The 14,573-nt window shown below is 36.9% G+C and carries 12 protein-coding genes, 2 pseudogenes and 1 other annotated feature; of the genes and pseudogenes, 3 read left to right on the forward strand and 11 right to left on the reverse strand.

Translation table 11 applies throughout. The features are described 5' to 3' along the window. Positions 1-7 precede the first annotated feature (7 nt). Together WKI42_RS01515 and WKI42_RS01520 are read left to right on the forward strand one after the other, a co-directional pair. Entirely contained in the window at positions 8-1,366 is a 1,359-nt protein-coding gene (locus tag WKI42_RS01515; RefSeq protein ID WP_368080998.1) for a bacteriocin secretion accessory protein, read from the forward strand. Positions 1,367-1,766: 400 nt separating this feature from the next. Continuing rightward, a pseudogene (locus tag WKI42_RS01520) lies at positions 1,767-2,077 on the forward strand (IS5/IS1182 family transposase); the annotation flags it as partial. A 268-nt stretch (positions 2,078-2,345) separates the two neighbouring features. Here WKI42_RS01520 and WKI42_RS01525 read toward each other — a convergent pair. The 3 genes from WKI42_RS01525 to WKI42_RS01535 all read right to left on the reverse strand — a co-directional run bounded on the left by WKI42_RS01525 (position 2,346) and on the right by WKI42_RS01535 (position 4,764). Beyond that, entirely contained in the window at positions 2,346-3,578 is a 1,233-nt protein-coding gene (locus WKI42_RS01525; RefSeq protein ID WP_368080999.1) for a GHKL domain-containing protein, read from the reverse strand. Positions 3,579-3,680: 102 nt separating this feature from the next. After that, entirely contained in the window at positions 3,681-4,421 is a 741-nt protein-coding gene (locus WKI42_RS01530; RefSeq protein ID WP_140834654.1) for a response regulator transcription factor, read from the reverse strand. A 10-nt stretch (positions 4,422-4,431) separates the two neighbouring features. Next, entirely contained in the window at positions 4,432-4,764 is a 333-nt protein-coding gene (locus WKI42_RS01535) for a LytTR family DNA-binding domain-containing protein (RefSeq protein ID WP_000656277.1), read from the reverse strand. A 200-nt stretch (positions 4,765-4,964) separates the two neighbouring features. On the opposite strand from WKI42_RS01535, the gene WKI42_RS01540 reads away from it, so the two are divergent. Beyond that, positions 4,965-5,363, forward strand: coding sequence for a hypothetical protein (locus WKI42_RS01540; RefSeq protein ID WP_368081000.1), 399 nt, complete (start codon positions 4,965-4,967; stop codon positions 5,361-5,363). 371 nt (positions 5,364-5,734) lie between these two features. On the opposite strand, the gene pezT is transcribed toward WKI42_RS01540, so the two are convergent. The 8 genes and pseudogenes from pezT to msrB form a co-directional block, all read right to left on the reverse strand. Further along, positions 5,735-6,493 (reverse strand): type II toxin-antitoxin system toxin PezT, encoded by a 759-nt coding sequence (gene pezT, locus WKI42_RS01545; protein ID WP_368081001.1) that lies wholly within the window; start codon positions 6,491-6,493, stop codon positions 5,735-5,737. Next, positions 6,493-6,969, reverse strand: coding sequence for a type II toxin-antitoxin system antitoxin PezA (gene pezA / locus WKI42_RS01550; protein WP_049513467.1), 477 nt, complete (start codon positions 6,967-6,969; stop codon positions 6,493-6,495). The genes pezT and pezA overlap by 1 nt, the downstream gene beginning before the upstream one ends. Before the next feature lie 239 nt (positions 6,970-7,208). Continuing rightward, complete coding sequence (gene rplL, locus WKI42_RS01555) at positions 7,209-7,577, reverse strand: 50S ribosomal protein L7/L12 (protein ID WP_001196965.1); 369 nt, start codon at positions 7,575-7,577, stop codon at positions 7,209-7,211. Positions 7,578-7,651: 74 nt separating this feature from the next. Beyond that, positions 7,652-8,152: a 50S ribosomal protein L10 gene (gene rplJ, locus WKI42_RS01560; protein ID WP_054380833.1), complete on the reverse strand. Its 501-nt coding sequence runs from the start codon at positions 8,150-8,152 to the stop codon at positions 7,652-7,654. 38 nt (positions 8,153-8,190) lie between these two features. Beyond that, positions 8,191-8,326, reverse strand: a sequence feature (ribosomal protein L10 leader region). A 76-nt stretch (positions 8,327-8,402) separates the two neighbouring features. Then, a pseudogene (locus WKI42_RS01565) lies at positions 8,403-9,662 on the reverse strand (TRZ/ATZ family protein). 313 nt (positions 9,663-9,975) lie between these two features. Next, complete coding sequence (locus WKI42_RS01570; protein ID WP_368081002.1) at positions 9,976-11,724, reverse strand: ABC transporter ATP-binding protein; 1,749 nt, start codon at positions 11,722-11,724, stop codon at positions 9,976-9,978. Position 11,725: 1 nt separating this feature from the next. Next, positions 11,726-13,450: an ABC transporter ATP-binding protein gene (locus WKI42_RS01575; protein WP_368081003.1), complete on the reverse strand. Its 1,725-nt coding sequence runs from the start codon at positions 13,448-13,450 to the stop codon at positions 11,726-11,728. Between the two features lie 60 nt (positions 13,451-13,510). Further along, positions 13,511-14,449 carry a peptide-methionine (R)-S-oxide reductase MsrB gene (gene msrB, locus WKI42_RS01580; protein ID WP_368081004.1) on the reverse strand — a complete coding sequence of 313 codons (939 nt, stop codon included), beginning with the start codon at positions 14,447-14,449 and terminating at the stop codon, positions 13,511-13,513. Between the last annotated feature and the right edge of the window lie 124 nt (positions 14,450-14,573).

Here is a 14,573-nt window from a genome sequence, read left to right on the forward strand (position 1 = left end):
ACTTATCATGAACCCAAAGCTATTTAAAAGTGCAGAATTTTATCAGCGCCGCTACCATAATTTTGCGACACTCTTAATTGTACCATTAGTCTTATTACTAAGTTTCTTGCTTATCTTCTCTCTATTTGCCCAAAAAGAGGTCACCGTCACATCGAGAGGAGAGATTACACCAACTCAAGTCATTGCTTCAATCCAATCAACTAGCAATAACACCATAACAACTAATAATCTGTCCAATAACCAATCGGTCAAAAAAGATGACGTCGTTATCAAATACGCTGAAACAATGGAGAAATCCCAAAAACAAGCTCTTGAAACACAGCTAGCTACCCTAAATCGGCAAAAAACTGCAATCGAGACTCTCAAAGAAAGTCTGTCACAAGGAAATAACCTCTTTACAGGAGAAGATGAGTTCGGTTATATTAATACCTTTAACAACTTTATCACACAATCTCAAGATATAGAGTTAGGCATCTCTAAAACCAATGCAGAGGTTAATAATCAACTAGCTTTAGCAGGAAATACCGCCACTGCTATAGAGAAACAAATCAATTATATCTACAAACAAATAGCAGAGTATGAGGAACTTAGTCAAGCTATCACTAATAAAAGTTCGACTTTGTCGGCTAGCAATCCACACAAAGCTACTTTAAATTCCTACTTAGTCCAATCCCAGCAACAATCTCAGCAAGGATTAGCTGATCAATATCTTTCTCAAATTAATCAGAGTATCTCAAGTCTAAAATCCTCTATCGCTAGTCTTAATATTCAACGAGCAGGTACAGGAAGTGTTGCGACTTACGATAGTAGTTTAGGAACCAAAGTAGAAGTCCTACGAACCCAATTTCTACAATCGGCATCTCAACAGCTGACAACTGTTGAAACACAAATCACAGAGATGACAGCTCAACTTGGGCAAGCAAATGTTAACTTTGAACACAACACTATTAAAGCCCCAGGTACAGGAATCATTCATTTAAATAATGAATTTGATGGAAAAACTCTAATTCCAAACGGTAGTGAAATCGCCCAAATTTACCCCAATATTCAAGAAACTAAAGAGGTACTTATTACTTACTATGTCACTTCTGAGTATGTCCCTTTACTTAAAGAAGATCAGGTCGCACGTCTTAAACTAGAAAAAATCGGAAATCAAAGTATCACAATAATTGGGAAAATCCATTCTATTGATAGAACAGCAACAAAAACTGAACAAGGAAATCTTTTTAAAGTGACTGCACTAGCCCAACTACCAGATAAAGACAGTAACATCATACAATATGGTTTACAAGGCCAAGTAACGAGTATCATTGATAAAAAAACTTACTTCGATTACTATAAAGATAAAATCCTCAATAACTTATAGATAACACTTTATGATTATATAGATACCTTTTGGGATTTTCAAAAAAATTTTTAAATATATTATTTTATAATTAGTATATAAACGAAGGAGGTCTAAGAAATGGACAAAAAACAAATATCTCTAAAAAAATTTCCAACAATAAGTTCTGAAAACCTGTTAAAGATTTATGGAGGAAACCTCTGGAAGGATTTTGATAACCTTATACTTAAGATAAACAGAAACTCCCGATTTTTTAACTAGTCAAAGCTTTTATAAAAAACATTGTACATTATTTCATAATTGTCAACTGTAGTGGTTTTTTTATCGGTAAACCTCTGTTGTGAGAACTCGTGGAATCTCTATAGATAACCTAGGCCAAAACTACTTCTAACTATCAAAAAACAATTAGAAAACCATGACAATGTATAAAGATTATAATGCAAATCAATTAAGTTTGGAAGTAAATTTTACCTATGATATTCCAGCAACTCACAAAGCTAGAATGATTAGCCTCTCTGTGGACAGTATCCCTAGCCAAATGTTATTGGAAGAAACCTCTCACACTGCTCGCCCTGACTTCCATCAAGCTATACTCATGAAGATGATCCTGTTCACTTATGCTCATCAAGTGTTCTCTGGACGTAAAATCGTTCAAATGAACGAGGAAGTGATTCCCATGAATGCTTGAACAAGGACTCCTGTATTAGCTGTAAAACGATCAATAACTACCGTTAAAATAAGATATTTTAGGTACAGATGAAAATTTATAAAATTTCAATAGTAATTATTGTCAAATACAATAATACTGATAAATTAAATTAATGAATCTTATAAATTTTATACAGAAACATATCATTTTTTACAGCATAAGATTTATGTGATAACCATATTCTAAAATCTAATTTCAAAACTAGAACTATTTCGTATTTAAATGTATATAAAGTCATAACAAAAGAGTCCCCCTTAAAATATTCTATAGAATATTTTAAGGGGGACTCTTTTAAAGTTCTATTTCCAAGATCTGTGTAAAGACATAATTTTTACTTGTGGTTTTCAAACATACATTTGGATAAGATTTTAAAATTCTCCGAACATTGGCCAATCCTATACCCCGACCTTCTCCTTTTGAAGAATTGTCACGCTTGAATATATCTCTCAATTCTATCTCTCTTTCTAAAGTAGAATTTTTTACAATCATGACTAATTTATTCCATTCTGTATCTTCAAGAAAACAAATTGCTATTCCTCCTTCTGCTGCGGACTCTATAGCATTATCTAACAAGATAGAAGTAATTGTTAAGAAGTCAATTTGTTCCATATTTTTTATAGAGAACTGTTCACTAATCTCCAGGGAAACTGGAATAGATAAGTTTTGGGCCTCCGATAACTTAGATAATAGTAAACTCTTTAGCGCCAAATCATTGATATTTCTTAGATGTGCTACATCAAAACGCTTGCCTTTTAATTTTTCACCAGAATTTTTCAAAACACTATCATAAACTTGAGAAACCAGATTAATATCTTTTTGATCTATACCTATTTTTAAGCTTGACAAAATATTAGCATAATCATGTCTGAAGCCTCTAATTTCTTGATACAACCCTTCAACTTGTTGACTATAATTGCTAAGATTTTGCAATTGAATGTCTTTTTGTAGAACGACTTTCTCCTGTAATTCTTGAAGTAATTTTCTATCCAATAGATTAACAAAACAAATAAACAATAAAAAGTAAACTGCTGTCAATAATTCTTTATAATCCAACATTCTATCCCAACTTACTTTATCACTGTAGTTTATATAAGGTGGTAAGATAAAATAGGCTAGCATTAAAATATCCGCAGTAATTAAAATAAATTTTGTCTTTCTATCCAAGTTCTTTATTTTTAAATGACTAAAATTATATCGAAAGAGACTAATAAGAAATAACACAATAATTTCAGCTAATAAAGAGAAAATCATTGTTCCTAGATTAGTTTCATATAGTCTATACAATATTGGAATCTTAGAAATTATAAAGTAACCTAAGAAATTTTTGATGACATCCCAAAATCCAAGTGGAAATAATGAGTAAAAAAGTAATAAAGAAACCTTACTTCTTAATTTACCAATAGACAAAGTATATAGGATAAAAAAGGTAGGATAAAGCAATAATGACCCAAGAAAGTAAAATTCAGTTGATTTAAATAAAACAATAAATAGTAATGTTAAAAGATGGAACAGAATAATGGACATTACTACTTTTTTCAGATTTAATCTCTCACCTACAACCCTAGCATGGATACATAACAATAGAAAAACACCTAAAATATTTAAAAAAATATCATCTAAATCTCCTTAGTCATGAAGTCTTTCGATAGCTTTCATAAGTGGACGAATTTTTAATCTAGAGACAATACAAGAGGATCCGTTCTGAAAATGAACTATCCGGTTTTCTTTATCAATTAAAGATATATTATAAGGATTTACGATAAATGATCTATGACATTGAAACAAACGTGGTTCCTGTTTAAGAATATCTGACAATTGTCCATAAAATTCAACTATGTCTCGTTTTGAATAGAGAGTCAACTTATGAGCAATTGTTGATGTTTCAATATACAATAAATCTTTAAAAGGGACTTGAATTTGAGCTTTGGATCCTGTAAATATAAAAGAGTCCTCAGATACTGTTCTTCTTTGATTATCGCTAACACTTAAAATAACATTTTCAATTCGTTTGATAAATAATGGTTCAGGTAATTCTTTATCAATGAAATCAATAGCTGATACTAAATATTCAAAAGATACAGGCATAAACTCAGAATGTGATGTTACAAAAGCAATCACTGCTTGAGAATCAAGTTTTCTAATTTCTCTAGCAACGTCTAATCCTCTTTTGTCATCATCTTTTATTTCAATATCAAGTAAAAATAATTGATGATTTCCTCTCTCTGAAATGTCCTCTAAAAGCTGTTGAGGTTTTCCATAAACCTCAAAATGCCTATACTCAATCTTATTATCCACCAAAATTTTTTTGACAACATTTTCAATTCTAGTCTGTTGTAAAAAATTATCTTCTAGTATAAAAATATTCACTACTTCACTCCTATATATTTTTCCACTGATTTTTTAATATTGTAAAGTGTCTTCTAGAACAAGCGATGTCTGATACTCTATCATCCATAAACATAATCGTTCTTGTCTCATGATTAAATCCTGCTATTTTATCTTTATTCACAAGAAACTTTCTATGGCATCTAATAAGTTCTTCTGTACTTTCCTCTTCGATTTTAGCTAGTGAGGTTGAAGCTTCAAAATTCCCTTCTGCTGTTACAAAAAGAACAGCATGAGCTTTTGTTGGGTGAGTTGTAACATAATAAATTTTAGAGAGTGGTACCTTTACGATAGCTCTATCTTGATATAAAATATAGTCTTTCATATTTAGCCTCCTTCTATAAGTTTAATCTTATCAGAATGATGGAAATTAAATTATAAAAATCTCAAATGGTTTCTATACTATCTCAAATGGTAAAAATTTTCTTAATTTAGACATTTCAGGATAAAATAGATACTTTTTAGTATCTCAATAATATTAATCTTTCTTCATTTGATAAACTAATTTCTAATGAAAGGAAAGCTATGAAGGCAATTCAAATTTTACACTACTCTTTATTTGGCTATATTTTATCTCTGTATTTAAAATATTATTTCTTAAAAAAAACATTTAAAAATACAAAAATTTTACAAGGACATAAGATTAACTACAAATATAAATCTTCTACTTATTTTATCATAAAATCAGGGTCTCTAACATCTAAAAAAATGAAACTCTATTTAAAATCTATCCAATTTAGTTCAAAAAAATCAGAAGTTATCATCATAGGCAGTCAGATTGATTATGATGAGCTTTACCGAAACCACTATAGTGTGTTTGGTGTTATAGACATAACTAATAATAAATCATTAAAATATATTAAAGAAAAAATTCATTTTTACTTGGAAGAGCTCTATGAATTTAAGCAGGATAAGAGTGATTAAGTCTATGAAATAAAGTTTCAAGTCTTATAACTTTATATCCGTAATCACCTATCCATTACAGAATCTTGATTTCTTACTCCACATGCTCCAGTTTGATATCAAATTTTAGTTTCGTCTTAAAGTAGTCATATTTTGTCAGTCTTCTTTTTCCTGAGTTATTGAGATTGATTGGAACTTTTGAGGCTGGGCAAAATCTCAATTCCTGAAGAAAATGGAGTAAATCTTCCCACAAGAAAACGCATAATTTCAAGTTTTTCAACACCTGAGATTATGCGTTTTTTGGTTCTAAAAAATTTTCGCCCACCTTAATTAAACAACTAACAAAAGTTATAAGTAGACTATATTTTAAAATTTGTGTTCTAACAACTATTTCAATTAGTTAAATCTTTAAATCTTTCTTCTCCAGATTTAAGCATCTCTTTCTCTACCTGACTCCACTCCCCAAACAGTAACTCTTGAAGAATATCTGCTGCTGAAATTTTATCTTCTCTTGAATCATGTACACAACTTCTATCTCGTTGATAAATTTGAATTCTTTCAAAGATAGCTAGTTCTTCCAACTGTCGGGTATTATCAACTAGATGATTTACAATGAAATCATGATGTTCTTTTGGAGTTGCGCGTGCTTGATTTGGATTGATAGCGTACAGTTCTTCGTATCGAATAAGAGTGCTTAGATAGGATAGCTTAGGCTTTGTTGCGATTATGGCTAATTGTACTTCATATCCCTCACTTTTCAAGAGTTGTGCTGTTTTCTTTGGAACATCAATCGTTCGTAAAGTTCCCTCTATCAAAAGATTGTATCCCAAATGACTCAATTCGGTTACTAAAGACTCTACCATTTTCCCTGCAAAATCTTTGGTGTATTCTACACAATCTTTGCCATATTCTTGCTGAAGCTCTAAATAATGTGGATGCTGAGAACGAAAACTATCGCCATCTATGATAACAATATTTCCTTGAAATTCCTTCTGTTTAATACGATGAATTGTAGTCTTACTAGCACCACTTTGTCCTCCAAGTAAAATCGCTATAGGTTGCTTACTGGACTTTTTTCCTCTTGTCAGTGAGCGAAGGTTCCTTGCTAAAGCCTGTTTAAATTGACTATCAGTATAATCTTGGATTCCCATTAGGCTACCATCCGTTTTTCAGATATCTCTAACATACGTTCAATTCCATCCAAATAGCCGCTATACCTCTCTATTTCATCAAAATTCTCTACTAAATAGATATTCGTATGAATCAAGTCAGATAGATCATCACTCATTAAAATCCAAGGATTAGATTCATCATCAATGCTAATTCCCTGGCTATCTTGATAACGATAGAGTCGAGATAATAGATTAGCTCCTCTTTCTTTCACAATTTCAATTTTTAAAGTCAATTCATAATCTTCAACAGGATTAAGCATTTTATCTTCTCCTACAATATCGACATAAGATACATTAAACTTTTGACAAATGATGTCTATTAGTTCCGTAGAGACTGAACTCGTTCCATTTTCATACCGACTCAGACTATTACGTGAAATACCTACAATCCGTGCAAATTCGAGTTGGGTTAAGTCATGTGTTTTACGTAAGGATTTTATGTTCTTTCCAATCATGGGAGACTCCTTTATTTTTATAATTCAATTATAGCATAAAAAAGTATAACGCACCAATTTTGGTGCGTTTTTAACAAGAGCTACACAAATTTCTAACAAAGAGCAATATAAAAACCCCACCAAGATAATTCCTAGTGGGGTTTCGGTGGGGAACACAATTATTCTCCCAATTATTATCGCCTTTATATTGTCTTAAACCTCATTAAACAAGGGTTCCGCAATATAATTGCGGTACTCTATTATTTAAGAGTAACTGAAGCTCCAGCTTCTTCCAATTTAGCTTTGATTTCTTCAGCTTCTGCAGTTGCAACGCCTTCTTTAACAAGTGCTGGTGCACCGTCAACAAGTTCTTTAGCTTCTTTAAGACCAAGACCTGTGATTTCACGTACAACTTTGATAACGCCAACTTTTTTGTCGCCTGCAGATGTCAATTCAACGTCGAATGAATCTTTAGCAGCACCAGCGTCAGCAGCACCAGCCGCAGCAACAGCTACAGGAGCAGCTGCAGTTACACCAAATTCTTCTTCGATAGCTTTTACAAGGTCGTTCAATTCAAGGATTGAAGCTTCTTTAATTTCAGCAATAATGTTTTCAATGTTCAATGCCATTGTTATTTCCTCCAAATATGTTTTTAAATTTATAATAGATTTTTCGTAGCTAAGCTACGCTGCGTAGCTTAAGATTAAGCTGCGTCTTCTTTGCTTTCTGCAACCGCTTTGACTGCAAGAGCAACGTTGCGCACTGGCGCTTGAAGTACAGAAAGGAGCATAGAAAGAAGTCCTTCGCGATTTGGAAGAGTTGCAAGAGCAAGAATCTCTTCTTTAGATGCGACAGCGCCTTCGATTGCACCACCTTTGATTTCAAGTGCTTCAGCGTTTTTAGAAAAGTCGTTCAAGATTTTCGCTGGTGCGATAACATCTTCGTTAGAAAATGCTACTGCAGATGGTCCAACAAATACTGATGCAAGTTCTTCAAGACCAGCTTTTTCAGCTGCACGACGCAAGATTGAGTTTTTAATGACTTTGTACTCAACTTCGCTTCCACGAAGCTCACGACGAAGAACTGTATCTTGCTCAACTGTCAAACCACGAGCGTCTACAACGACGATAGATGCAGCAGCTTTCATTTTTTCAGCTACTACGTCAACTAGTTCCGCTTTTTTAGCAATAATTGCTTCACTCATTAGTGTGTTCACCTCCGTAATTATTTTGCTTGGGGAATTTTTCCAAAAGAAAAACGCGCCCAAACCTAGACACGAAAGTACAATACGCTTCTTTTTACATGATACGTTTTGTCCTCGGTAGGATCCTTATGAGTCGAGCTCCCCTACTGTCTTAGGCAGTTTTTTCAAACCGTATATAAGTATAGCATAGTCAAAAAAAGAATGCAAGATTTTTGCAAACTTTTTTTAAATTTTTTTCGTTATTTTTCTTTTAAAGTTCTACTGTCAGGACTTGACCTTGCTTAACAACCTGTTCTCCAGCAATATAGACATCATCTACATCACTGGATTTAACAGCATAGACGAGATGAGAAAGCATATTTTCCTGAGGTTGGAGATGAATTTTCCCTTGTGGTTGAATGACGAGAAAATCTGCCTGTTTACCTACTTCTAGGCTTCCTATCTGATTTTCCATCCCTAGAACCTTAGCCCCTTCGATTGTCAGTGCCTTAAGGGCTATTTCGATTGGGAATTGGCTAGCATCTCCACTCTTCATTTTCTGTAGGAGAGCGGCGGTCCGTCCTTCCTCAAACATATCAAGATTGTTGTTGGAAGCAACTGAATCTGTCGCAATTCCTACTGCTACTCCTGCTTTTTGGAGCTGGATGATTGGAGCAATCCCTGAGGCCAATTTGAGGTTACTGATAGGATTGTGAGCAATAGCTACTTGAGAGGTTGCCAAGCATTCAATTTCTCGCTCGTTTAATTCGACCCCATGAGCAAAGACAGACGGATGATCTAAGTAACCCAGTTCTTCGAGAAAAGCGAGGGGGCGTTTACCATATCGTTTCAGGAGAATGCCTGACTCCTCCTTGGTTTCCGCTACATGGATATGGATTGGAATATTCAGTTCTTTCGCCATTTCCAAGCTCGTTTCCAGCAAATCTCTACTACAGCTGTAAGGAGAATGTGGTGCCACCATCACCTTGAAATTTGGATTTTCATATCCTATGATTGTCTCGATAATAGTTCGTGTTCTGCTTATGGTATCATCAGTTGTTTCTGTATCTTAAGAAAAGAGGGTCGGTGAGAAATAACAACGCATCTTGGAAGTTTTCACTGCATGATAAATCCACTCAATATCCACACCATTGGGATTATACATATCGTTGAAGGTTGTTGTTCCCGACTGGAGCATCTCTATCATAGCTTCTTTAACCGCTCTTGTAGTCATGTTGGGAGTAAATCCTGCTTCTGCAGGCCAGATATAATCATTGAGCCATTCATGGAGATTGCTATCATCTCGGATTCCTCTCAATCCTGTCATAGCAGAATGTGTGTGGCAATTAACCAAACCAGGCATAATCCAGGCTCCCTGATAGTCTATAATCTGCTCAGCTTGCTCTAAAATCTCTGACTTCTCTTGACCAACATAGACGATTTGAGAATCCTTAACTGCTAAGATTCCATTCAGATAAACATGGAAATCTTGATCACAAGTCACGATATTTACATGCTGATAGACTTTCATTCTAGGCTCCTTTTCTAAAAGATAATTTATACTCTTCGAAAATCGCTTCAAACCACATCAGCTTCACCTTGCCGTAGATATATGGTTACTAACTTCGTCAGTCTTATCTACAACCTCAAAACAGTGTTTTGAGCTGACTTCGTCAGTCTTATCCACAACCTCAAAGCAGTGTTTTGAGCAACCTGCGGCTAACTTCCTAGTTTGCCCTTTAATTTTCATGGAGTATTACAATGAATAATTTTTCTAGCTATTGTAACAAAAAAGTCACCCGAAGGCAACTTTTTTTGTCCATAAGATTTCAAAGTAGAAAGGATTATTCAGAGCTAAAAGCTGCAGCTTGCTGCATTTGATAATACTTGCCCTTTCTAGTCATGAGATCCTGATGGTTCCCATACTCAACAATATCACCGTCCACTAAGACTAGAATCATATCCGCATCCTGAATGGTTGACAAGCGGTGGGCAATGATAAAGCTTGTACGCCCCTTCATGAGTTTTGCAAAGGCATCCTGTACCAGCACTTCTGTCCGCGTATCAATGGAAGAGGTTGCCTCGTCTAAGATAAGAATCTTTGGAATAGCCAGAAAGACTCGGGCAATGGTCAAGAGCTGGGCTTGACCGACAGAGAGAGATTCTCCTGCATTTTCCAACTTGGTATCGTAACCCTGCGGCAACTGTTGGATGAAAAAGTCTGCATTGGCTGCTTTGGCAGCAGCAATTACTTGCTCTCGACTGGCTTCAGGGTTTCCAAAGGTAATATTATCATGAATAGTCCCTTTCTTGAGCCAAGTTTCTTGTAGCACCATGCCAAACTGTTGTCTCAATGATGCCCGGGTATAGTCATAAATGGATTTCCCATCCAGCAAGATATCTCCCGAGTTAATGGGATAAAAACGCATAAGAAGATTGATGAGAGTTGATTTTCCAGCACCTGTCGGACCAACGATGGCTACCTTGCTACCAGCTGGAATATCAACAGATAAATCCTTAATCAAAATCTTTTCAGGATGGTAGCCAAAAGAAACCTGTTTAAAGGAAATAGCTCCCTTGACTTGGTCACTGGTCAACTCCTCCTTACCTGTTTCAGCTACCTCAGGACTCTCTAAGACTCCATAAACACGCTCTGCACAAGCCAGAGCACTTTGCAACTCAGCTAGCACTGAAGAAATATCATTAAAGGGCTTGGTATACTGTTGAACATAGTTCAAAAAAGTCACTAAGCGTCCAATGGTCAAGGTAGAGCCCATCATGATACGATAAGTTCCCACTCCAGCTAGAAGTGCATAAATGAGCGCATTTACAAAGCGAGTCGAAGGATTGACCGTTGAAGAATAAAAGATGGCTGACTGCGAATAAGCTGCATAGTTGTCATTCGCCTCGTGCAGTCTTTGGATAAACTCTTCCTGAGCATTGAAGGACTGGATAATGGTATGTTGACTAAGCGATTCTTCAATCAACTGTGTTTGAATTCCCCTCGTCTCTGTTTGCTTTTGGAAGAGATGATAGGATCTCTTGGCAATAAAGCGTGAAATTAACATGGACAGTGGCGTCAACAGCAAGACCAAGAGGGTCATGAGGAGATGAATTTGGAGCATTGCTAGAATACTAACCAAAATCATCAAGACACCAATGAAAAATTGATTGAAAATCATGGTCAAGCCAGCTGCCAACTGTTCTATATCTGTGGTCACACGACTAACCATCTCTCCACTGCCTTGACGATCCACAAAAGCAATCGGTAAACGATGAAGCTTATGGATGATTTGCTCTCGCAAGTCTCTGGTATAAGAGAAGATTAGGCGATTATAAAGAAGAGGATTGGCCCATTGCACCAGTGTATTTCCTATGACCACCAAGATCATCTGGAGGAAAATCTGCCAAAAAACTGGTGAAGAACCAGCCACTAGGACCTGGTCGATGACCTGCCCAATCAAGATAGGTAGGTAAATTGATAAACTAACTTGGGCAATAGTTCCTAGAAAGGCTAGGAAAAGGAGGAAGGGATGGCTGGCTAAATCTACGGCTAAACACTTGAGCGTCTGGTTTGCAGTTTGTCGTCTCATGCTAGTCCTCCTTTCCATGTTGGGATGCATTGATTTCACGATAGACTTGACTGGTCTTCATCAAATCCTCGTGCTTGCCGATAGCTAGGAGCTCACCTTTTTCCAAGAGGAGAATCTGGTCAGCTATCTGAAGTGTAGACGTTCTTTGAGAAATCAAAATTAAGCTCGTATTTGGCAGATTTTCTCGAATAGCTTTCAAGAGCTTGGACTCGGTGATGGTATCGAGGGCCGAGGTCGCATCATCTAGGATAAGGAACGGAGCTTGGCGCAAGACTGCACGAGCAATAGACAGCCTTTGTTTTTGTCCGCCTGAGAAATTTCGTCCTCCTGCTTCAACGGCAGCATCCAAGAGTCCTTCCTTATCACTGACAAAATCCTTAGCTTGCGCGATTCCCAAGGCTCGCCAGAGTTCTTGATCAGTCACTTCTTGATTTAAGCCTAGAGTCAAGTTGGAACGAATAGTTCCCTTAAAGAGTTCGACCTTTTGTGGCACATAGGAAATCCAAGACCGCCACTGCTCAAGATTACGAGGACTAGATCCATTTCGATAAAGGTCAATGCTTCCCTTGTCTGTTGGATATAGTCCAAGTAAGACTTGCACCAAGCTTGATTTACCAGAACCCGTCCCTCCGATGATACCAAGGATTTGCCCTTGCTTCATATCAAAAGAAATGTCTCTCAGAGAAGGCTGGGCTGCATCAGGATAGGTAAAGGTTAACTCTTTGACTTGTAAAACCTGATCATTGGTAGCTTGCTTTTGTTCTAACTCTGAATGGATATCCTCTGGAGATTCTGCAAAGACTTCCTCGATTCGCTTGGCTGAGATATAGGACTGGTTGAGGGAATTGATCAGCATGGCGAGCTTAACCAATTCCACCAAAATTTGTAAGAGATAGTTGATAAGGGCAATCAGGGCACCCTGACTGAGTACTCCTCCTTGAATTGAAATATAGCCCTGCCAAATGATAACGAGGAGGGTTCCATTCACAATCAGATAGGTCAGAGGGGTTAATAAACTAGACCAGAAACCCGTCTTTTCTTGCAATCTAGCATAGACTTGGTTAAGGGTTTGAAAAATCTGTAACTCTCGTTTTTCTTGACCAAAAGCACGAATGACCCGCATGCCTTGTAATTGCTGGCGCGTTTCCTGAACCAGCTGGTCCGTTTTCTTTCTGAGACTACTGTAGAGAGGATTGACCAGTCGAGAGAGCCCGACAATGACAATAGTCAGAATGACAACCATGACCAAGAACCAGAAAGTCAGCTCAGCCGAGATGCGATAGGACATAAAAATGGCACCAAAAACGATAATAGGTGCTCGTAAAAAGAGACGCAGGAATTGATTGATACCAGTCTGAATCTGGTAAGTGTCCGAAGTCAAGCGAGTGACTAAACTAGAAGTTGTCAAACAATCTCTGCTATCCTTGGGTAAGGAAAGAATATGACGATAAAGGTCGTTTGTCAGTTCTTTGGCAAACCCAACCGCTGCCTTGGCTGAGTAAAACTGGGCTACCAAGGCCACTAAAACGCCAATTACTGCAAAGATAAGGAGCAGGCCAATCTGCATCCAGAGATGACCTTGATTTTTCTTGGGCAAGGATTGGTCAACAATCCCAGCAATCACCATGGGAACCAAGAGTTCAAAAACAGCTTCTAGTAGCTTGAACAAGGGTGCTAAAATTGATTCCTTGATGTAGGGTTTAAAGTAAGATAATAGGTGTTTCATAAATCCCTTCTATTCGTATTCTGGAAATGAAGAAAGTGGGAAGCACCCACCCTCTCTGTTCTATTTGTTTAAATAAGGTAATAAATAGCCATATCCTGCTTCTTCCATCTCATCCTTGGCCACAAAGCGCAAGGAAGCAGAATTGATACAGTAACGGAGGCCACCTAACTCACGAGGTCCATCTGTGAAAACATGACCCAAATGAGCATTCCCCGACCGAGAACGAACCTCGATTCGCTCCATCCCATGGCTCAAGTCCTTGTAGTAGTGAATCAATTCCTTGGAAATCGGACGACTAAAACTTGGCCAACCACAACCTGAGGCAAACTTATCCTTGGCAAAAAAGAGTGGCTCACCTGTCGTAATATCTACATAAATCCCTTCTTCAAAGGTTTGGTCATAGGCATTGGTAAATGGAGCCTCTGTAGCAGCTTCTTGGGTGACACGATAGGATTCTTCAGATAAACTGCCCTTTAACACCTCTTGACTAGGCTTTTCATAGTTAGAGGCATCAATCAATGGCTTCTCAGCATCGGTCACATCGATATGACAGTAACCTGAAGGATTCTTCTTAAGATAGTCTTGGTGGTAATCTTCAGCTAAAATATAGTGGCGAAGTTTCTCCACCTCTACTGCAATCTTTCGACCAAGCATGCGCTCCTGCTCCTGTACCACTGTGTAGATAGCTGGCAAGTCTGCTTCATCTTGGTAATAAATCCCAGTACGATATTGACGACCACGGTCATTCCCTTGTTGATTGATGGATAGAGGGTCGATAACTCGAAAATAATAGAGCAAAATTTCTCTAAGTGACACTGCTCTCTCATCGTAAATCACTTGGACCGTTTCTGCATGATCTGTTTCCTTGAGCAGGTGGTAATTGGTCGTTTCGACTTGTCCATTAGCGTAGCCAACACTGGTTGCTAGCACTCCAGAAATGCGTGAAAAATATTCCTCTAGGCCCCAAAAACAACCACCTGCTAGATAAATTTCTGTCATCTTTATTTCTCCTTTATCAAGTTTTTAACTAATACTCTTCGAAAATCTCTTCATACCACGTCAGCTTACATCTGCAACCTCAAAACAGTATTTTGAGCTAACTTCGTCAGTTCTATCCACAACC

Origin of the sequence: Streptococcus pseudopneumoniae (genome assembly GCF_038148935.1) — a bacterium.
GTDB lineage: Bacteria > Bacillota > Bacilli > Lactobacillales > Streptococcaceae > Streptococcus > Streptococcus pseudopneumoniae_U.

Coding starts and splice junctions, on each gene's coding strand:
- WKI42_RS01515 (WP_368080998.1), top strand. CDS start 8: ATGAACCCAAAGCTATTTAAAAGTGCAGAATTTTATCAGCGCCGCTAC.
- WKI42_RS01525 (WP_368080999.1), bottom strand. CDS start 3,578: ATGTCCATTATTCTGTTCCATCTTTTAACATTACTATTTATTGTTTTA.
- WKI42_RS01535 (WP_000656277.1), bottom strand. CDS start 4,764: ATGAAAGACTATATTTTATATCAAGATAGAGCTATCGTAAAGGTACCA.
- WKI42_RS01540 (WP_368081000.1), top strand. CDS start 4,965: ATGAAGGCAATTCAAATTTTACACTACTCTTTATTTGGCTATATTTTA.
- pezT (WP_368081001.1), bottom strand. CDS start 6,493: ATGGGAATCCAAGATTATACTGATAGTCAATTTAAACAGGCTTTAGCA.
- pezA (WP_049513467.1), bottom strand. CDS start 6,969: ATGATTGGAAAGAACATAAAATCCTTACGTAAAACACATGACTTAACC.
- rplL (WP_001196965.1), bottom strand. CDS start 7,577: ATGGCATTGAACATTGAAAACATTATTGCTGAAATTAAAGAAGCTTCA.
- rplJ (WP_054380833.1), bottom strand. CDS start 8,152: ATGAGTGAAGCAATTATTGCTAAAAAAGCGGAACTAGTTGACGTAGTA.
- WKI42_RS01570 (WP_368081002.1), bottom strand. CDS start 11,724: ATGAGACGACAAACTGCAAACCAGACGCTCAAGTGTTTAGCCGTAGAT.
- WKI42_RS01575 (WP_368081003.1), bottom strand. CDS start 13,450: ATGAAACACCTATTATCTTACTTTAAACCCTACATCAAGGAATCAATT.
- msrB (WP_368081004.1), bottom strand. CDS start 14,449: ATGACAGAAATTTATCTAGCAGGTGGTTGTTTTTGGGGCCTAGAGGAA.